A 19,432-nucleotide genomic window follows, 5' to 3' on the forward strand; every position below is an offset into this window, starting at 1 on the left:
ATATGAAGAAGCTTTTTTTGTGTGCCATACTACTTTTCTGCATCGGAGGCTTTGCGCATGCGCAAAATCAAAGCGCTCCTCTTCAGGAGGCTCCTGCAGCCACCGGGATGCTCACCCGATCTGACTCGCTCGTTCGTGCGGTATCGCGTTTAGAAATGAAACAGTATGAGACAGATCTGCGCCTCTACCAAGCGAAAAAGCAGTTAAAGGCAGGGATTTTAGTGGCTACGCTCGGATATTCTGTTACCATCTTGGGTGGCCAACTATTAGGTACGCGGCCTCGGGCAGGGGAGACGCTGCTGTACGTCGGAGGAGGAATCGGTATCGCAGGCACTGTGGTTTTAGTGAATGGTTTTAATAAAATTAGTGTGGGGCGTCCGGAATCTGGTCTATATTTTACCCCAAAGGAAAATACATTACGGTGATTAGGTAATTTTTATTATTTTTCATTCTAAATGAAAACCAATGCTTCTATTAGCAGATATCTATGATCTCACGCTGCCGCTGAGTAATCCCGTGCTGCGTTTTTTAATCATTTTAATTATCATTTTAGTAGCTCCCTTGCTACTCCAAAAGATAAAAATTCCGCCACTGCTTGGACTCATCATAGCAGGTGCATCGTGGGCCCAAATGGTTTCTATCTTCTGGATCGAGATAGTAGCATCATTTTATCAGGGACAGCGGGACTCCTGTACATCATGTTTTTGGCAGGGCTGGAGATCGATTTGATGGATTTCAAGAAAAATGTAAACAAGTCTTTGGTGTTTGGCTTGTTTACGTTTTTAATTCCTATGCTTTTAGGGACTTCCGTGTCTTATTTTTTGTTCTCCTTCTCGCTTCCAACCTCTGTTTTGTTAGCGAGTATGTTCGCTTCGCATACCCTGATCGCTTACCCACTAGTTAGTAAGTTAGGGGTGGCTAAAAACAAGGCAGTAAATGTAACGGTAGGGGGGACGATGATTACCGATACCCTGGCGTTGTTGGTCTTGGCCGTCATCGTCGGGATGAGTGCGGGAGAGGTAGATGGTTACTTTTGGGGGCGCTTAGGTGTGGCACTGGTCCTGTTTTCCAGCATTATTATCTTTATATTTCCCTTACTGGCACGCTGGTTTTTAAAAAAGTGGACGACAGTGTGGCGCAGTATATTTTTGTACTCGTGATGGTCTTTTTGGGGGCTGTGTTGGCTGAGTTAGCAGGTATCGAAGCGATCATTGGGGCCTTTTTATCTGGCTTGGCTTTAAATCGTCTCATTCCTCACACTTCTCCCTTAATGAATCGAATCGAATTCGTGGGAAATGCAATTTTTATTCCCTTTTTTTTAATCGGAGTAGGCATGCTGATCGATTACAAAGCCTTTTTTAAAGATATAGAAACGATTAAGGTAGGGGCGATGATGATCGTAGTGGCTACTTTATCTAAATTCTTAGCCGCCTTCGCTACGCAAAAAGTATTTAAGTTTTCGGTAGATGAGCGAAACCTTATTTTTGGCTTAAGTAATGCACAGGCTGCCGCTACTCTTGCAGCAGTTTTAGTAGGCTTTAACATCATCGTCGGTACGGACGAGGCCGGAAATCCGGTTCGACTGCTGAACGAAAGTATTCTTAATGGAACTATTCTGATGATTTTGGTAACCTGTACCATCGCAAGCTTTGTGGCCCAAAAAGGGGCACGTAACATCGCCCTTCAAGAAGTGGATACAGAAGATAGCGAGACGGTAGAGGATAAGGAGCGCATTCTTATCCCTGTCAGCAATCAGGAAACGACAGAAGAGTTGGTTAATCTAGGCTTGCTGATTAAATCCAAGAAAAACACCTCTGGTCTCTATGCGCTCAGCGTGGTTAATAATAATGACGAGAACGATTTACCCATTAAAAACGCGCGAAAAATTCTAGAACAGGCGGTCATGACGGCCGCGGCTTCAGATAATAAACTTAAAGAATTACTGCGTTACGACCTCAACATCGTGAATGGCATTAACAGTGTCGTTAAAGAGCATGCTATTACAGACTTGATCTTAGGGCTACACGTAAAAAAGGAATTTCAGATTCCTTTTTAGGGCACCTGACGAAAGGGATTCTTACCAAGTGTAATACCACCACGTTTATCTACAAACCTGCACAGCCGCTAAGCACGATTAAGCGACTCTGTGTCGTACTACCAGGAAATGTGGAGCGGGAAATCGGTTTTCCCTTCTGGTTGGTGAAAATATGGAATATCAGTAAAAACTCAGGATCTCCTATCGTTTTTTATGGACATGATGCTGCTTTTAAAGTTATACGCTCTGTTCAGAAATCCAACCCCATCGAAGCGACCTTCAAGTCCTTTACTAACTGGGAAGATTTTTTAATCCTATCGCGGGAATTAAAGGAAAATGATCAACTGGTTCTTATTATGAGTAGAAAAGAGAAGATTTCTTACCATGCTGCCATGGCAAAAATCCCATATTACTTAAACAATTATTTTAAAGAGTTCTCTTATTTACTTGTATATCCGATGCAGCGTGGCGTTGGGAATACCGATTTCCAGGCTTTAAGTGATCCTTCTATAGGAGATGGAGCATCTACCTTCGAAGGGATAACGGAGACACTTACTGCACTGTTTAGGAAAAACAGATAAGTATAAGTGCCTACTGGGGCGTTAGCGGAGCCACCAGGACCACCTTCTCCCGGTCTACCATGACAGCACCGGGAGCACTTCCCTTTACCTTCCGCACGTACTTCGCTGGGGTGTAAGCGATAGGAGCCAGGCTTTCTTGCTTGTACTTGGAGTAGTAAGCCGCCAAGCCAGCCGCATATTCAAGTACATCTTTTGGGAAATTTAAACCTGAACGTGCCTTGATAAGCACATGGGAGCCACTCACATCTTTGGCATGTAGCCATAAATCCTCTTTCCAAGCATAGCGGCGAAGCAGTTCGTCATTGGCCTTGGCCGATTTGCCCACTAAAATTTCAAACCCTGATGCTCGAAACGTTTAAAAGGGACACTTTCAGCCTGTTCACGCTGCTGGCTCTCCAGTTGATTGTCTTTTAGAAAAGCTTTTAAGCTGCGGTAATCTTCCAGTTGCTCCAGCTGTGTGATAAACAACTCATTTTGTGCGATTAGCTCCTCCTTATCACGGATGTGCTGTTCGATTTGGGCGATTTCCAAACGGCGATTTTTTGCCTTTTTATAGCGAAGCTCTGCTTGTTTTTGAGGACTCACCCCTTGTTTGAGCTTAAACACTTCTTCTTGTCCGCTGTAAAAATTGAACAAGCGCGCCTCCGTTTCTTGACCACTTAGCAGGTGTAAATTAGCCATCAGGATATCAGCCTCCTCCTGAGGGGAGCGGCCTTCCACTAGCTCTTCCAGTCGCTGCATGTTTTTGGCGATATAGGCCTGAGATTTCTTATTTTGTCCCTGAAAATGTTTGATCCACTGTCCACGATCTTTTTCGAACGCGCGAATCGCCACCCGATATTTAAACAGCATCCGGCAGGCTTCTACGGCCTCACTGGTCTGAAAAAGAGGGTTTTCTACCGGCAGCATGCTCAGCTCATAATTCTGCTGCTCCTGTGTAATACTAAATAGCGGCACGGTCAGCATGTCCAGGAGCTCCTGTAGAAGGGTCCATTTTACATCCAGTGAGGCATCAGGATAGCCCCTTTCCTTTAGCCATTGGCGGGGGATTTTGCCCAAAGTGGGTAAAAACTGTCCCGCATGCCCTTCTAAGGCATCAAAGTGCGCTCTGCTGAGGTCTAATTTCTTTGAAAAGCTGCTTAGTGGAACCCCGTGGTCTTCTTTAAGCTCATTTCGGAAAAGTAGCACGGCCTCAGGAGCATCCGCGGAGTCGTAGTAAAGAACATTTGCTCGAGTGCCATGCAGCTTGAAGAGCAGCACGGCCTCATCACTTAGGCGAAGGGAAAAGGCGCGCTCATGCGGCATAGCGTCCACCGCCTCAATGGTTTTTTCAAGCAGTGGCGAAAATAAATTGATCGTGTTCCGCTTTCCCCGGTGAAAGGTGTCCGGGAAGTCCATACAGGCGATACTGGGCAGGAAATTCGCTCGGATAAAGCGCTCTCCTGAGGAACTCACTGTGCCGATGATCAGCTCATCCTTATTTTGGGAAAAGCACGCTTGTATCTGCTGTCCGAGGAGTATTTCTCGCAACTCAGGGACGAGAAATTCGAGAAAATAGCGATTGAAATGCATGGTTAGGGAATTGAAACGCTAAGGCCATCGTAAGCCAGGCGTACATGGCTAGGCAGGGTAGCTTCGACCTCCTGGTGGGTGCCCAGTTTATGAGAAATATGCGTGAAGAAAGCTTGTTCCACTTCGAGCTCTTCGACTAAAGCGAGGGCCTCTTCTAAGGTAAAGTGCGAGATGTGCGGTGTGCGCTGTAGCGCATTTACGACGAGCACCTTACTGCCCTTTACCTTTTCTAATTCCTTATCGGCTATGTAATTCGCATCCGTGATGTAGGTGAAGTCCCCGATTCGAAAGGCCTTTACCGGGAGCTTGTAATGCATCACCTCGATGGGTGTGATGGGTATGCCTGCGGCCAAAAAGGGAGCTTCATCGATGATCTCAGGAGCCACAGCGGGTACGCCCGGATATTTAATGGCCTCAAACACATAAGCAAACTCCCGCTGAATCTGTTTTAATACATCGGAAGTAGCATAAATAGGCATGTCCTGCTTCTGCTTGAAGTTGAACGAGCGAATATCGTCCATGCCCGCTGTGTGGTCTTTATGTGCATGCGTGAAAAGAACAGCATCAAGTTGCTGCACGCGGTTTTGCAGCATTTGCTGCCGGAAATCAGGACCCGTATCGATCACTAGCGTTTTTCCTTGGACTTCTAGCAGTAAAGAACTTCTAAGACGTTTATCCCGAAAGTCTAAGGAACTGCACACAGGACAGTTACAAGTAATAACGGGAACCCCCTGAGAGGTTCCTGTGCCTAAAAATGTAATCTTCAAAGCTTCAGTACAGTTTGTTTTATCTCGGAAAGGAAAGCCTGCAGCTTTTTATCCGACACACTAGCCGGATCTAAATCTAACTCTTTTAGGATATCTAGCAGTGTGTTGATTTTACCTTCTAATGTATAATACTTGTTAACGATTACAATCTTGTTTTCGTTCAAGATACAATATCCCGACTTAAAGCTTCCTTTTTCGTACCGTAGATGATACGCCGATGAGGCAAAAACACTTTCTAGCTTATCTAAATAGGCTTTGGTGTACCGTACTGGCATGAATAACGTTATTTGGTCAGATGCTTCTTTACTGTAGCGAGAAGCAAGTCATAATCAAGTGGCTTTTGGATGTAGTCATCGAGGCTGCTGCCTTAAAGTCGTCTAAGGTGTAATTTTTATAATTGCCCGTGATGGCCACGATCGGTATCTGAGACTTTTCAGCCTGAGGCATTTTTCGGATTTCCTGTGTGCACGAAATACCATCCATCACAGGCATGTTAATGTCCATAAGAATGAGATCGAAGTCTTCATTCTCAAGCTTTTTTAAAACTTGTGCACCATTTTTCACGGCTGTGATGTGATACTTTTCGAAGGCTAGAACATTTTTAGTAAGGTTAATGATAACGGAACTATCCTCGGCTACTAAAATTCTTTTACTTTCCATTTACGTAGATGCTTGGTTTTGTGTGCTTGTTAAGTGCTGTTTAAAGTGCTCCACCTTCTCTTTTAGACGGTTTGTTTGGGCACTCACCTTGTCAAAAATGCCCTTTTTAATACTATTTTCAAAATCTTTCGCAAAAATAAAAATATCCGTAGCCCCCAGTGTCCCCGAATTTCCTTTTATTATGTGGAGTTTTTCCCCGATGATCAAAAAATCCTCGCGCGCTACTGCCTGCTCGATATCGGCCAGAAGCCGCTCACATTCATCGACAAAATCAAAATACACCATCCGGATATTTTCTTCCGAATTGTATTTTAAAAGCTGCTGCCACACTTTTTCATCGAGTACCACAGCATGTGCGCTACTTAGATGTGCCTCCCTATTTTGAATTACCTCCTCGGCTGGCGCAAGGTGAAAGGCGATACACTCTAGAAGCACCTTAGGTTTTATCGGTTTAGGAATAAAGTCATGAAAGCCTGTGGATAAAAAGTAGGCCTTATCCGATTCGTCTGCGAAAGCGGAAACCGCGATGATGGGACATTCTGTCAGCTGCTCTTTCTGCACGATGCCTAAGGCTGTGATCCCATCCATCACCGGCATCTGTATATCCATCAGGACTAAGTCCACCTGTTCTTCTCGTAACATATCGACAGCCTGCTGCCCATCCTCAGCAGAACGTATTTCGTAAAGTTGTCCCACGATATGCTCGAAAACTTTCCTATTAAGTAAGTTATCGTCTACGATGAGTATTTTTTTTGTTTGACCGTCCATTTATTCCCTAAATTTATCCCTATGAATGATGTAGCCCGCATTAAACCGTTTAAGCCAATACTGATTACAGTGGTGGGGCCTACCGCAGTAGGCAAAACCTCCCTATGCATCACACTTGCTGAAAAACTTCACATTCCTATACTTTCTGCAGACAGCAGACAGTTTTTTCGGGAAATGGAAATCGGTACCGCGAAACCCACGCATGAGGAACGCCTCAAAGTAACACATTATTTCGTAGACCACAAGTCTATACATGACGCATACGATGTGAATTTGTTTGAAAAAGAAGTCCTAAATTTCATGGACACCTATTTCAAACAAAAGAAGGTTCTGCTTCTTACGGGGGGCTCAGGGCTTTATGTGGACGCGATCACGAAGGGGTTCGATCCGATTCCGCCCATTGCCCCTCACTTTCGTGAACGTGCGCAGCAGCTCTTTCAGTCGGAGGGATTAGCTGCCCTGCAGCGCGAAATCCGTCAGCTGGATCCTGCCTATGCCGCAGAAGTGGACATGCAAAACCCCCAGCGTCTCATGCGGGCATTAGAGGTCTGCTGGGGTACAGGCGTACCCTATTCTGGCTTCCGCCAAAAGCAACTGCCCGAACGCCCATTTCGAACCATCAAAATTGGACTGGAACGCCCCCGCGAAGAATTGTACGCGCGCATCGATCAGCGCATGGACCTCATGCTGGAAGCAGGACTGCTGCGAGAAGTGGAAGCACTCTATCCCTATCGAGAACTTAATGCGCTCCAAACAGTAGGATATACGGAGCTATTCGCTTATCTGGAGGGGCAGTATGACTACGACGAAGCCGTGCGGCTGCTGAAAAGAAACTCGCGCAGGTATGCCAAGCGGCAGCTTACCTGGTTTCGTCGTGATCCGGAAATCCACTGGTTTCATCCCGATGCCATAGAAGACATTTTACGTTTTATCGATAAAAAAATAGCAGCTCCCGAATAATGGGAGCTGCTAGTACTTGACTAGAAATCCACAGGGTTTAAGCAAGCTGCGGGCGTACCCGAAACCCGAAAATTTTAGCCACGAAACTATAAGGACGCTTTTTTACCAATTTATTATACGCTCGTACTTCCAGCTGGTAGTTTTTATGCGCCTGCGTGAACTGCGCGAGGAGCGTCTGATCAAAACTATTTTTCTTATCCATTTTAAGCGATGGAAAAAAGCCTGAAGGGTGCGTGGACTCCCCGTAAAGCTGGCCGAAGCGAAGGCTTTGCGCGGCAGCGCTCATCTGCAACTCTAACTCTTCCAGCGTTTTATTTCGCTGCGCCAGATAAATGCGTACAGTCAGGATGAACAGCAGAGAGGCGCCGCCCACCACAATCATAATCGGTAAAAACCCCATAATTTAGATGCTCAATATTTCGATTAACTTCAGGTGATCGTCTTTTAAGACTTTTTTCTTCGTGATGCAGTCATGGAAATCCGTGTAGCAGACTTCTCCATTTACGACACCAGCCATCGCACGCTTTTGACCCTGAAGAAGTCCTTCTACCGCGGCCATGCCACACCTAGAACCCAAAACACGATCTCGGGCCGTAGGGTTTCCGCCACGCTGAATATGCCCGAGAGTGGTCACCTTAAATTCCTTTTCAGGATCGTTAATGGAGGCCTTTACCGCACCCATGATCTGATCGGCGGAACCGGCATCGTCCCCTTCCGCGACCACGATAATACTCGAACTTTTCGACTTACGCAGATTTTTAAACGTCTTAACTAAATCTTGTAACTCCGTCTTTTGCTCGGGTACGAGCACAAATTCCGCCCCGCCCCCGATGCCGCATTCCACGGCGATGTAGCCAGAATCACGCCCCATCACCTCGATGAAAAAAATTCGATCATGTGCCGCCGCGGTGTCGCGAATCTTGTCGATGGCCTCCAGTGCCGTGTTCACCGCCGTATCAAAACCGATCGTGTAGTCGGTCCCGAAAATGTCATTATCGATAGTGCCCGGACAGCCGACGATCGGGATGCCAAACTCCTCATGGAAGCGCTTCGCACCGGTAAAGGTTCCATCCCCGCCGATGGCCACAAGCCCCTCGATGCCCTGCGCTTGTAAGTTGGAATAGGCGATGCGGCGACCCTCTGCACTGCGGAAATCTTCGCTACGTGCCGATTTTAAGATCGTTCCGCCCCGCTGTATGATGTTGCTGACCGAGTGGGATTGCATCCTCTTGATGTTGCCCTTCATCATGCCCTCATAGCCATAATTAATGCCATAGACTTCGATCCCATGGTAAATCGCCGTGCGAACCACGGCGCGGATACATGCATTCATTCCAGGAGCATCACCCCCAGAGGTAAAAACCGCAATTTTTTTCATGAATAGCCATTAGGTTTTTTATAAATAGGTTGAGTAGGCTTTCGCCAAGCCAAAAGTACAAAAATAACGGCAGAGCGCCTGATTAGTTTCCAGACTTAACGGAGGCTTCATCTGTCTTTAGGTTTCCTTGCCGATAGCTTACCCGAAAAAAAGCTGCGGACTCTCTTGAGATTTACTGATTTTTATCAGGGAATTGGCGTTTTTCCACGTGTAAATTTGTAGTCTTAACCCAATTTCACCCCCCTAAACCGATTCGTATGAAGCTTTCCCTGTATCTAGGTACTTATAAATCGATAAAAGTTTTTGTGCACTGGACCTTTTCGCTCCTGCTGCTTTGGATCGTGCTCTCGAACTATCGAGCGGGAGCCGACGCGGAGACGATCCTGTGGACACTAGGCTTTGTACTCAGCCTTTTTTTCTGTGTGACCCTCCACGAATTTGGCCACGCCCTGGCCGCCGCACGCTACGGAATTCCCACCCGCGACATTACGCTGCTACCGATAGGAGGAGTGGCGCGACTGGAGAAACTGCCCGAGGACCCGAAGCAAGAGCTGGCCGTGGCGCTGGCTGGTCCCGCCGTGAATATCGTGATTTTCCTGGTGCTACTTCTTTTTATCGGGCTCACAGGAACCACTGACCTTTCTGGCATGGATCTGGAAGAGCCGCGCTTAGGGGCCGGGAATTTCCTTTTGGTCTTGGCTTCCGCCAATGTATTTATCGCACTCTTCAATATGCTCCCTGCTTTTCCTATGGATGGAGGAAGGGTTTTACGGGCCTTTTTAGCCATCCGCATGCCGCGAGAGAAGGCTACTCGTATCGCCGGCGGAATCGGGCAGGTGCTGGCTGTGGGGTTTGTGTTCGTGGGCCTATTTTATAACCCTATCCTAGTCTTAGTGGGGATATTTATCTTTTTAGGTGCAGGCTCGGAGGTCGCCCATACCGCAAAACAAAGCGTCCTGAAAGGATTCACCGTTCAGAATGTCTTGATGCGTAAGTATCAGCTACTGGCCCTCAGCGACCCATTAGCGCTGGCAGTGGACAAGTTGCTCAACAGCCAAGCGACCCATTTCGTGGTGCATGATGCGCAGGGAGTCGTCGGCACCCTAAGTCGTGACGCGATCATCGCTGGCCTGCAGCAGGGGGGGACAGACTTTCCCATCCATCGTGTGGTAGAGAAAGATGCGCTGCGTCTAGAGGTGAACGAAGGGCTAGAGCGGGCCTGGCAAAGGATGCTCGAAAAAAATGTTAAAGTGGCACTCGTCTTTGACCAAGGAACCTTCGTTGGGATTTTAGACCAAGAAAATGTTGCGGAGTTTGTACTGGTCCGAAACGCCCTCCGATCGGCTGAGACCACAGCGCTAGCCCAGTAGGTCTATGGGCTATTCGTAAACTCTTTTCACCTCTTTCCGTTTCTTAAGTAGTTGTAAAATGCTTTTCGAAGTGTTTTACATTTGTTTTGTCTATTTTTCCCTACCTATACTAACGTAAAATTTATGTCTGTTCGATCTGTAGCCGCTGCTCAGGTGGTCTCCTCTGTACAATCGGGAGATCGCGTCTTTATCCATGGAAGTGCCGCCACACCCCATCACCTGCTACGCGCCCTCGCCGCCCGAAGTGCGGAGCTTAAAGGAGTAGAAATCGTCTCTATCTCTACTTTAGGGGCGATGCCACTCACGGAAGTAAAAGAAAAAGATGCCTTTTTTATCAATTCGCTCTTCGTCTCCGAAAATGTGCGCCAGGCCGTTAACAGTGCACAGGGAGGGTATGTGCCCGTTTTTTTAAGTGAGATCGGACAACTTTTTCGTTCCGGAATTTTGCAGCCCGATGTGGCGATCCTCCATGTGTCAGAGCCCGATCAGCATGGCTACTGCAGTTTAGGTGTCTCAGCGGATATCGCTATTCCCGCTGTGGAAACGGCTAAAATCGTTTTGGCACAAGTCAACAAACAGATGCCACGAACCCACGGTGCAGGACATATCCACATGAGCCGCATCCATGCTTATGTAGAAATCGACGAGCCGCTTCCAGAGGTAGATTACAGCCAGAAAATCAGTGAAAAAGAGGAAAAAATCGGTGCCTATATCGCTGAACTGATCGAGGACCGCTCTACGCTGCAGATGGGTATCGGTGGTATTCCCGATGCCACCCTCCGCGCACTGACCCAGCATAAGGACCTCGGCATTCATACCGAAATGTTTTCTAATGGACTGCTTCCGCTTATCCAGTCGGGGGTGGTCACGAATGCTTATAAGAAAAAACATCCTGGCAAGGTCGTCACTGCTTTTGCCATCGGAAATCGTGCGCTCTATGACTTCCTGCACGATAACCCGCTCTTTTCTTTTCAGGAGGCGGCCTATGTGAATGACACTTCTGTGATACGGAAAAATCCTAAAGTGGTCTCCATAAATTCTTGTTTGGAACTCGATCTAACGGGGCAGGTTTGTGCGGACTCTATCGGGAGCTATCACTATTCGGGCGTCGGGGGGCAGATGGATTTCATGCGTGGTGCGGCCCTTTCTAAGGGCGGAAAACCCATCATGGCGCTGGCCTCCACTACGCGAAAAGGCGAAAGTAAAATCAATCCTTTCTTGCGTACTGGAGCAGGGGTGGTGACTACGCGCGCGCACATGCACTATGTGGTGACCGAGTACGGGGTGGCCTATTTGTATGGCAAAAACTTGCGGCAGCGTGCCTATGCCTTGATGGAAATCGCCCACCCAGATCATCGCGAGACTTTAGAACGCGAAATCGTAGCCCGATTTGGGTCTTTTAAGTACACCTTTCGCTAAGCGGGCGTGATATCTCCTGTAGGCGAGGTCTTTAGCCCGGTGGGGCAGGGCCTCGCTTTTTTTTTGCGCCGGGGCGCAAAATATGGGGAGGTAATTCCTGTGTCTATACAACCGTTTATTTATATGTCGATGGCTGTAATTTCTTGCTGAATATTTTTAGTTTATACACAAAACAAGTGTTAGCGGAATAATCTTTTGCTGGCTTTCTGTAATCAAGGTTTCCTCCTTAGCATAAATTCCTTATATTCGCAAGGTAGCCGGAAGGCGCCCCACTTCTGGGGGGATCTTAGAAAATAATAGCTTTATCATACTGTGACGCAAGAAATCTATAAACCCAAAAATCACATACGTATTGTGACGGCGGCCTCGCTATTCGATGGCCATGACGCTGCGATTAACATCATGCGGCGTATTATCCAAGCGACTGGCTGTGAGGTCATTCACTTAGGGCATAACCGCTCCGTGCAGGAGATCGTGGACTGTGCGATCCAGGAGGATGTGCAGGCCATCGCGATCACCTCTTACCAAGGGGGCCATGTAGAGTATTTCAAGTATATGTTTGATTTACTTCAGGAACGAGGCGCAGGGCATATCCGGCTTTTTGGCGGCGGTGGAGGCACGATTTTACCGACCGAAATCGAGGAGCTGCACGCCTATGGCATTGCACGCATTTATTCTCCAGATGATGGCCGCTCGATGGGTCTTCAGGGGATGATTAATCATCTCGTACAGACGGCTGATTTCCCTGTAGGAGATAAGGTGCAGGACCTGGCGACGCTGCCGACAAAGGAAGAAAAGGTCACGATCGCTCGCCTCATATCAGCGGCAGAAAACTTTCCGGAGCAGTCTGCAGGCATTTTAAAGCGAGTACGTGCTGCCGCACAGGAGGCTAAAACCCCAGTTTTAGGCATCACCGGCACTGGTGGGGCGGGGAAATCTTCTCTAGTGGATGAGCTGGTACGCCGTTTTTTATTGGATTTCGAGGACAAGCATCTGGCTATCATCTCCGTGGATCCCTCTAAGCGGAAAACGGGGGGTGCTCTTCTTGGGGATCGCATCCGAATGAATGCGATAAATCATCCACGCGTGTACATGCGTTCGCTCGCTACACGACAGTCGAATCTCGCACTTTCTAAGTATGTGCAGGATGCGGTAGATGTGGTGAAGGCAGCGAATTTCGATCTAATCATCCTCGAAACATCAGGAATCGGCCAGTCTGATACTGAAATTATCGAGCATTCCGACCTCTCCCTCTATGTCATGACGCCAGAATATGGGGCGGCCACACAGTTGGAGAAAATCGATATGCTGGATTTCGCTGATGTCATTGCCTTAAATAAATTTGATAAGCGCGGAGCACTCGATGCGATTCGTGATGTGAAAAAACAGTATAAGCGCAACCATAATCTTTGGGACACCCCGGACGAGCAACTACCCGTCTACGGCACGATCGCCTCGCAGTTTAATGATCCGGGTATGAACCACCTCTACCGCGCGCTTATGCAGACAGTGGTGGAGAAAACGGGGGCTCCACTTCAGACGAGCTTCGAGGTGAGTAATGAAATGTCGGAGAAGATTTACATCATTCCTCCTGCCCGCACACGCTATCTTTCGGAGATTTCGGAAACCAACCGGAAGTATGGGCAGTGGGTGGAAGAGCAGAAGGAAGTGGCTCAAAAGCTCTACAGCATCCATAAAAGTATCGAAACGATTCAGCAGTCGGGCGTGGCAGATGCAGATCGTCTGGTGAAAGAACTTCAGGAGGTGTATGAGCAGGTGGCCCTCAACTTAGATCCCAAGAACAAGAAGTGGTTAGAGGAATGGGATGCTGAGAAGGCGCGCTACTCGGATGACTTTTATGTTTTCCAGGTGCGTGACAAAGAAATTAAGGTACAGACCTACACGAAAAGTTTGGCGGGCAGCCAAATCCCAAAGGTGGTGCTTCCAAGGTACGAAGCTTGGGGGGACCTACTTAAGTGGGGCCTGACAGAAAATGTGCCAGGCAAGTTTCCTTTTGCCGCAGGCGTATTCCCCTTTAAGCGTGAAGGAGAAGATCCCACACGTATGTTCGCCGGAGAAGGGGGTCCTGAGCGGACCAATAAACGTTTCCACTATGTGTCTAAGGGCATGCCGGCCAAGCGTTTATCTACGGCCTTCGACTCGGTAACGCTTTATGGGGAGGATCCCGATTATCGTCCGGATATCTACGGTAAAATCGGTAATTCGGGGGTAAATGTCAGCTGTCTGGATGATGCGAAAAAGCTGTATAGCGGGTTTGACCTGTGTGCGCCGAGCACCTCAGTTTCCATGACCATAAATGGGCCTGCAGCTGCGATGACCGCATTTTTCATGAACGCGGCCATCGATCAGCAGTGTGAGCGCTACATCCATGCAAATGGTTTAGAGGCAGAAGTGGAGGCCAAAATAGAGGCTATTTATGCTGAGAAGGGTGTTCCACGCCCACGCTATAATGCGTCGATTCCAGAGGGCCATGATGGCTTGGGCTTGTTCCTTTTAGGGGTGACGGGCGATCAGGTTTTACCTGCTGATGTGTATGCTAAGATTAAGGCAGAGACGGTGGCCAAGGTGCGCGGAACGGTGCAGGCAGATATTTTAAAAGAGGATCAAGCACAAAATACCTGTATTTTCTCTACGGAGTTTTCGCTTCGTGTGATGGGAGATATGCAGCAGTATTTTATCGACCATAACATCCGCAACTTCTACTCGGTGTCGATTTCGGGGTACCATATCGCGGAGGCGGGTGCCAATCCGATTACCCAGCTGGCGCTGACGCTTTCGAATGGCTTTACCTTCGTGGAGTATTATGTGTCTCGCGGGATGGACATCAATAAATTCGCGCCGAACCTGTCGTTCTTCTTCTCAAATGGGATCGATCCGGAGTATGCGGTGATCGGACGTGTGGCGAGAAGGATCTGGGCGAAAGCATGAAGCTGAAATACGGTGCTAATGAGCGAAGTCAGATGCTTAAGTACCACATTCAAACTTCTGGGCGCTCCCTGCATGCGCAGGAAATCGATTTTAACGATATTCGTACGACGCTACAGGCTTTGTATGCGATTTATGATAACTGTAACTCGCTGCATACGAATGCGTACGATGAGGCGATCACGACGCCTACGGAGGCATCGGTACGTCGTGCCATGGCGATTCAGCTCATCATCAATAAGGAGCTGGGCTTGGCTAAAAATGAGAACCCTCTTCAGGGAGCCTTCATTATCGAGGAGCTCACAGATCTCGTCGAGGAAGCGGTGTATGCAGAGTTCGACCGTTTGACAGAGCGTGGAGGAGTGTTAGGCGCTATGGAAACCATGTATCAGCGTGGTAAAATCCAGGAGGAGAGCTTGTATTACGAGACCTTAAAGCATACGGGTGAGTACCCGATTATCGGAGTGAATACCTTCTTAAGTTCGGAGGGTTCGCCGACGGTGATTCCGGGCGAGGTAATTCGTGCGCATAAGGAGGAGAAAGAGTATCAGATCGAGATGTTAGGCTACCTGCACCAGCGAAATAAGCAGCAGGCAGAGGCGATGCTGAACGAATTGCGCCACCGCGCTGTTCAAAATCAGAACATCTTCGAAGGCCTAATGGAGGCAGCGAAATACTGCTCTTTAGGGCAGCTGACACAAGCCTTATATGAGGTAGGAGGTCAGTACCGCAGAAATATGTAGTATGATTTTAGGGCCTCGGAGAATTTCTTCGAGGCTTTTTTATAGCTAAAAAGATTATGGCGACGAGACAAGTTGAGGTTCGCATGCAGGCGGACTATGCCTATGAGGCAAAAAATGATCAGGCATTACAGTGCCGATCGATATGTTAGCACCGGAAGAGAAGCAGGCACAGAGTCCGATGGATTTACTGCTTTCCGCGGTGGGGGGCTGTGCCTCTGTGGATGCGGTGCTCATGATGCGCAAAAAGCGCCGTGAGATCATCGATTTTTCTGTGCAGGTGAAAGGGGAGCGTCATGAGGGCATTCCAGCTTACTATGAGAAGATACACCTACACTTTATTTTGGTATCGCCCGATGCCACGGCTGAGGAGTTCGAGAAAGTGGTGCGCCTGTCGGTGGACAAGTACTGCTCGGTGTCGGCCAGCCTTAAATCAGAAATTTCATACACATCAGAAGTGAAAAAGCCATAAGTATGCGCGTCGTAAAAGAATTAACCCAAGGGGATATTCGCATTAGCATTTTCTCTTGGAATAATAAGTATATCCTCAAGTATGAGCTGGGTCCCTTAGAACAAACGTATAAGGTGTCGGAAATGGATATTTTAGAGGAAAAAGAGCTAGAAGGCTTTCTGTCAGAACCTTTTTTGGAGGGAGTTAAAAATAATTTTGAGGTAATGGGAGAAAAACTTCGATTTCAATTAGAAAATGGCTAGATTTAGTCATTTGTTATGAATTTATGCGATTAAGTTGTTGGTATTTCGGTTGGTTTTTTATGGTGTTCGTGAGTGCTTGTAATCCGGTTCAAAAGCAGGAAGAGGATTCGGCTGCGGTACGATTTGCATCGTCTTTCTACACGCAGCTTATTGAGCTTGAGCGCGCTATTATAGGATTGACGCTGGTCGCAGAGGAGGTAGTGGAAAATGCTCCCCCCTTTTCGGAGCAGGAGCTGCGAAAGAAGTACGACCTGTCTAAGCACTATTTTAATACCTTGCCGCGGGCGGATACATCGGAAAGTTCCCTGTATGTATCCGCGTTAGCTCCTGATAAAGTGCGTAGTTTTGAATTGCTGGCGCAAACGGAACGGCTCGACCGGCATTTTAAAAAAGTGCTGAAGGAAAATCCTTTGGTCACGCAAGTTTATCTGAATTCTAGCTATCAGATAAATCGGCTTTATCCTCCCTATGAAGCACAGTCCATGCTCACAGAGGTCCTTGATGTTACGAGCTATAACTTTTATTACATGGCCGATGAGCTCAATAACCCGAATAAGGGTCCTGTATGGATTCAGGAAGCCTATGTAGATCCAGTGGGTAAGGGCTGGATGGTTAGTCTTTTACATCCGGTGTATAGGGGGGAGGAACTACTCTTTGTGTTGGGGGCTGATTTGACCATTTCCTCGATTATCGAAAATTACTTACGTGCTACATCAGAGCTCCTACTTATCGTGGATCAAAATGGCGTTTTAGTGGCAGGAAAAGATGCTGCAGTGGAAATGTTTAGCTTACCACCTATCCGAAACTACTCCTACATCCAGCCTGTAATTCGGGATAGTTTCCGGCCTGAAGCGTATAATTTGTATCAAAGTAAACAACTTGAGGTTCGTCTGCTCGCGGAGACTTTATTTAAAAAAGGAGCAGAAGTAGACCTTTTTTCTTTGGATGACAAACAGTTTGAGGTAATAAAGGTACCTTTAGAAAAGCTAAACTGGTTTGTACTTGAGCTTCGTCCTTTATGAAGAAAAAAGTGTTGGAAAATAGTATAAAAGGGGGGAATTTAACCTTTGGAGCACTGGTAGTTTTAGTGCTACTGCTCACCTTTTACTTGGCTTTCACTTTTTATAAGTCTCTTTATGAAAATAATACCTCCAGCATAGGGCAGGTGTATAGGAAGCAAGTTGAGCTCGCCGCGAATGAATTAGAAAAGGAGTTTGGGAATTTCTACGAGGACATGCAGTTTGCACTCAGCATGCTAGACGAGGGCAGTTTAGGGGATAATGAGCGGGAGCGACGCCTCCTAGAAAGACGTCTGCGCAGGGTTTTGACTTCGCATTATGACCTCATCGATTCTCTCATCCTACATGTTCGCCAAGAGAAGTACGTCTATTTTTTTGACAGCTATAATAATTTTTCGTCACGTTTCGGCGGTTCCTCCCGCCACGGGTAAAACGGTACTTGTGGATCATCAACTCTTACCCGTCCGCTTAGAGGCACGCGTAAATGTTCGAAATTTTATTCGGCAGCAGCTAAAATCTTTTTATATCTCTTCCGGTTACAAGATTTTTCATAAGAATGGTAGTTTTTATTCAGCTCAGGGGAATATTTCAGATGAAGAACTAGAGCATTATACGTTTTCGGATGACTTAAAAGAACTCATTTCTTCGAATCAAGCGAATGGTCTCCGAGCATCGCATATCGGAATTTTATCCACACCAGAAAGCCAAATTAGTGGTACGGCACACAGTTATCCTTTTCGTCTGTACCCTTTAGTAGATCAGATGGGACTTGTGTTTTTTCAGCCCCATCAGGGTGTGGTGGCAGGTATCTATAGAGGGTATTGGGCTACCTTCTTAGGCTTTGTGGTATTGGTGATGTTGTTTTCCCTGCTCATTTATTTTTGGGTAAAAAATTTAGAGCGTAATGCCCGCTTGCTTTCAGAAAACGCAGCAGAAATTAATGATCTCTTCGAAAAACAACGCCTGCTTCTCCAAGAGTCTAAAGGATTTATCTATTTCCAAAACCAGTATTTTAAATTTACTGGAGTAGGGGAAGAGGTAAAGGAAATCTTTGGTTACACGCAGACGGAGTTTATGCTTAATTTTAAAGACTTTCTCGATGCAGATACCCTAGAAGATTACGGCGAAATTTTCCAGCAGGCGATAGCCGACAGAAAAGAGTCTCTTACCTATGAGTTTTTTATTCGGCATAAAGACGGGAGCCTGCGTAGGGCGCGAACCTTCGAACGCCTGCTTTATGATGAAAAGGGCACTTTTTCAGGTGTGGTCGGGCTATGCTCTGATATTTCGTCTCGTTATGCTGTGGAAGAGGCGATGAAATTAGGTGAAGAGCGTCTGCGCTCTGTTCTTCACGCGCTACCGGATATTATCTTTATCTACGATCAAGATGCTGTTTTTATAGATTACTACGTGCAGGATGAGTCGCTATTACTCTCCCCAGCAGAACAAAGCCTCGGGAAAAGCATTCAAGAGGTCCTGCCCGCCCCACTGAATGAAAAGGTAATGCGTACCTTTAAAAAGACCTTAAAAACAGGTAAGCTACAAACCTTCGAGCTGGAGTCAGACTTGCCTATCGGCAAAAGAATTTTCGAAACCCGCTTCTTTATGCTGGATGCCAACCATGTCATCAGTATGGCACGGGATATCACAGGTCAAAAGCTTTGGGAAAAGGGATTACGCGAGGCAGTAGATGCTGCAGAGCAAGCCTCTCGTGCGAAATCTACCTTTTTAGCGAGTATGAGTCATGAAATTCGTACGCCGATGAATGGGCTACTCGGTGTGCTCAGCCTATTCGAGAAAACTCCACTCACAGAACAGCAGCGGCAGTATCTCCAAATCATCCGTGAATCTGGAATCTCGCTTAAGGATATCATTAGTGACGTGCTCGATTATTCTAAAATAGAGTCTGGTAAAATCGAACTCCACCCCTCCTCTTTTCAAATTCGGGAAGAGATCGCAGGAATTTTCCGCATGTTTAGCAGACAGGCGGAAGAAAAACAGGTACAGATGGAGTTTAAAATCGCAGGGACTTTACCCGAAACCCTTATTGCCGATAAGGAGAAACTTCGTCAGGTGCTGGTGAACTTAATCGGAAATGGCTTGAAGTTTTCTCGGGCTAATGGCTTTCTGCGCCTCCGGCTTACCTGTGAACCGATCGTTGGCCAGAATGTCGTCCTGCTTTTCGAGGTGGAAGATACCGGAATCGGAATTCCAAGTGATCAAATCAAAAAACTTACAGAACCATTCGTGCAGGCGGAAAATGCTTCCGCAGGGGGAACGGGCCTTGGACTGGCGATTTCGAAGCGTTTGATCGAACTAATGGGCGGTGACTTAGAAATTAAAAGTGAACTGGGAAAAGGGTCTGTGTTTATGTTCAGCATCTTTGCTCAGGCAGCCGCAGAGGAGACCTATACACGAATAGATGTGCCTAAGCACTACAGAGGAAACGGATTTTACGGATATGGCGGAAAAATATCCACTGCGTTTACTCGTCGTGGAGGAT

General features: G+C 47.2%; 17 protein-coding genes and 3 pseudogenes. 12 read left to right on the plus strand and 8 right to left on the minus strand.

The genetic code is table 11. From position 1 onward, the window contains the following. The first annotated feature begins 2 nt into the window (after positions 1 to 2). From A3SI_RS08945 to A3SI_RS20675, 3 genes and pseudogenes are all read left to right on the plus strand, one after another. Positions 3 to 425 carry a hypothetical protein gene (locus A3SI_RS08945; RefSeq protein WP_009055244.1) on the plus strand — a complete coding sequence of 141 codons (423 nt, stop codon included), beginning with the start codon at positions 3 to 5 and terminating at the stop codon, positions 423 to 425. Positions 426 to 620: 195 nt separating this feature from the next. Next, positions 621 to 2,056: pseudogene (locus A3SI_RS08950) on the plus strand (cation:proton antiporter). Between the two features lie 110 nt (positions 2,057 to 2,166). After that, positions 2,167 to 2,616: a hypothetical protein gene (locus A3SI_RS20675; RefSeq protein WP_238531692.1), complete on the plus strand. Its 450-nt coding sequence runs from the start codon at positions 2,167 to 2,169 to the stop codon at positions 2,614 to 2,616. Between the two features lie 10 nt (positions 2,617 to 2,626). On the opposite strand, the gene A3SI_RS20680 is transcribed toward A3SI_RS20675, so the two are convergent. From A3SI_RS20680 to A3SI_RS08975, 6 genes and pseudogenes are all read right to left on the minus strand, one after another. Next, positions 2,627 to 2,941, minus strand: coding sequence for an NFACT RNA binding domain-containing protein (locus tag A3SI_RS20680; protein WP_238531693.1), 315 nt, complete (start codon positions 2,939 to 2,941; stop codon positions 2,627 to 2,629). Further along, positions 2,941 to 4,188: an NFACT family protein gene (locus A3SI_RS08955; RefSeq protein ID WP_238531694.1), complete on the minus strand. Its 1,248-nt coding sequence runs from the start codon at positions 4,186 to 4,188 to the stop codon at positions 2,941 to 2,943. Before A3SI_RS08955 ends, A3SI_RS20680 begins: the two co-directional genes overlap by 1 nt. A gap of 2 nt (positions 4,189 to 4,190) precedes the next feature. Next, entirely contained in the window at positions 4,191 to 4,955 is a 765-nt protein-coding gene (locus tag A3SI_RS08960) for an MBL fold metallo-hydrolase (protein WP_009055245.1), read from the minus strand. Continuing rightward, on the minus strand, positions 4,952 to 5,230 hold the full coding sequence (locus tag A3SI_RS08965; RefSeq protein WP_009055247.1) for a hypothetical protein: 279 nt from the start codon (positions 5,228 to 5,230) through the stop codon (positions 4,952 to 4,954). The genes A3SI_RS08960 and A3SI_RS08965 overlap by 4 nt, the downstream gene beginning before the upstream one ends. 8 nt (positions 5,231 to 5,238) lie before the next feature. After that, positions 5,239 to 5,615: pseudogene (locus tag A3SI_RS08970) on the minus strand (response regulator). Next, a complete protein-coding gene (locus A3SI_RS08975; protein ID WP_009055251.1) occupies positions 5,616 to 6,383 on the minus strand; it encodes a response regulator in 768 nt (255 codons plus the stop codon). A 21-nt stretch (positions 6,384 to 6,404) separates the two neighbouring features. On the opposite strand from A3SI_RS08975, the gene miaA reads away from it, so the two are divergent. Next, complete coding sequence (gene miaA, locus A3SI_RS08980) at positions 6,405 to 7,343, plus strand: tRNA (adenosine(37)-N6)-dimethylallyltransferase MiaA (protein ID WP_009055253.1); 939 nt, start codon at positions 6,405 to 6,407, stop codon at positions 7,341 to 7,343. Between the two features lie 37 nt (positions 7,344 to 7,380). Here the strand turns inward: miaA and A3SI_RS08985 are convergent, their stop codons facing one another. Further along, the gene (locus A3SI_RS08985; RefSeq protein ID WP_009055254.1) at positions 7,381 to 7,743 is read right to left on the minus strand and encodes a hypothetical protein; all 363 of its coding nucleotides are present in this window, start codon (positions 7,741 to 7,743) and stop codon (positions 7,381 to 7,383) included. A gap of 3 nt (positions 7,744 to 7,746) precedes the next feature. Then, a complete protein-coding gene (gene pfkA, locus A3SI_RS08990; protein ID WP_009055257.1) occupies positions 7,747 to 8,721 on the minus strand; it encodes a 6-phosphofructokinase in 975 nt (324 codons plus the stop codon). A gap of 257 nt (positions 8,722 to 8,978) precedes the next feature. Between pfkA and A3SI_RS08995 the strand changes: the two genes are divergently transcribed. The 8 genes and pseudogenes from A3SI_RS08995 to A3SI_RS17390 form a co-directional block, all read left to right on the plus strand. Continuing rightward, positions 8,979 to 10,091, plus strand: coding sequence for a site-2 protease family protein (locus A3SI_RS08995; RefSeq protein WP_009055258.1), 1,113 nt, complete (start codon positions 8,979 to 8,981; stop codon positions 10,089 to 10,091). A 123-nt stretch (positions 10,092 to 10,214) separates the two neighbouring features. Next, the gene (locus A3SI_RS09000; RefSeq protein ID WP_009055260.1) at positions 10,215 to 11,510 is read left to right on the plus strand and encodes an acetyl-CoA hydrolase/transferase family protein; all 1,296 of its coding nucleotides are present in this window, start codon (positions 10,215 to 10,217) and stop codon (positions 11,508 to 11,510) included. A gap of 312 nt (positions 11,511 to 11,822) precedes the next feature. Beyond that, a pseudogene (locus A3SI_RS09005) lies at positions 11,823 to 15,199 on the plus strand (methylmalonyl-CoA mutase family protein). A gap of 130 nt (positions 15,200 to 15,329) precedes the next feature. After that, positions 15,330 to 15,668 carry an OsmC family protein gene (locus A3SI_RS09010; RefSeq protein WP_009055266.1) on the plus strand — a complete coding sequence of 113 codons (339 nt, stop codon included), beginning with the start codon at positions 15,330 to 15,332 and terminating at the stop codon, positions 15,666 to 15,668. Positions 15,669 to 15,670: 2 nt separating this feature from the next. Further along, positions 15,671 to 15,910, plus strand: coding sequence for a hypothetical protein (locus tag A3SI_RS09015; RefSeq protein ID WP_009055267.1), 240 nt, complete (start codon positions 15,671 to 15,673; stop codon positions 15,908 to 15,910). A gap of 23 nt (positions 15,911 to 15,933) precedes the next feature. Next, positions 15,934 to 16,932: a PDC sensor domain-containing protein gene (locus tag A3SI_RS09020; protein ID WP_040670555.1), complete on the plus strand. Its 999-nt coding sequence runs from the start codon at positions 15,934 to 15,936 to the stop codon at positions 16,930 to 16,932. Beyond that, positions 16,929 to 17,360, plus strand: a complete 432-nt coding sequence (locus tag A3SI_RS09025) for a hypothetical protein (RefSeq protein ID WP_009055269.1) — start codon at positions 16,929 to 16,931, stop codon at positions 17,358 to 17,360. Before A3SI_RS09020 ends, A3SI_RS09025 begins: the two co-directional genes overlap by 4 nt. Before the next feature lie 10 nt (positions 17,361 to 17,370). Next, positions 17,371 to 19,432 (plus strand): PAS domain-containing hybrid sensor histidine kinase/response regulator (locus A3SI_RS17390; RefSeq protein WP_009055270.1); only part of this gene is annotated, 2,062 nt, incomplete at its 3' end.

The sequence above is a fragment of the Nitritalea halalkaliphila LW7 genome (assembly GCF_000265075.1).
GTDB classification, from domain to species: Bacteria; Bacteroidota; Bacteroidia; order Cytophagales; family Cyclobacteriaceae; genus Nitritalea; species Nitritalea halalkaliphila.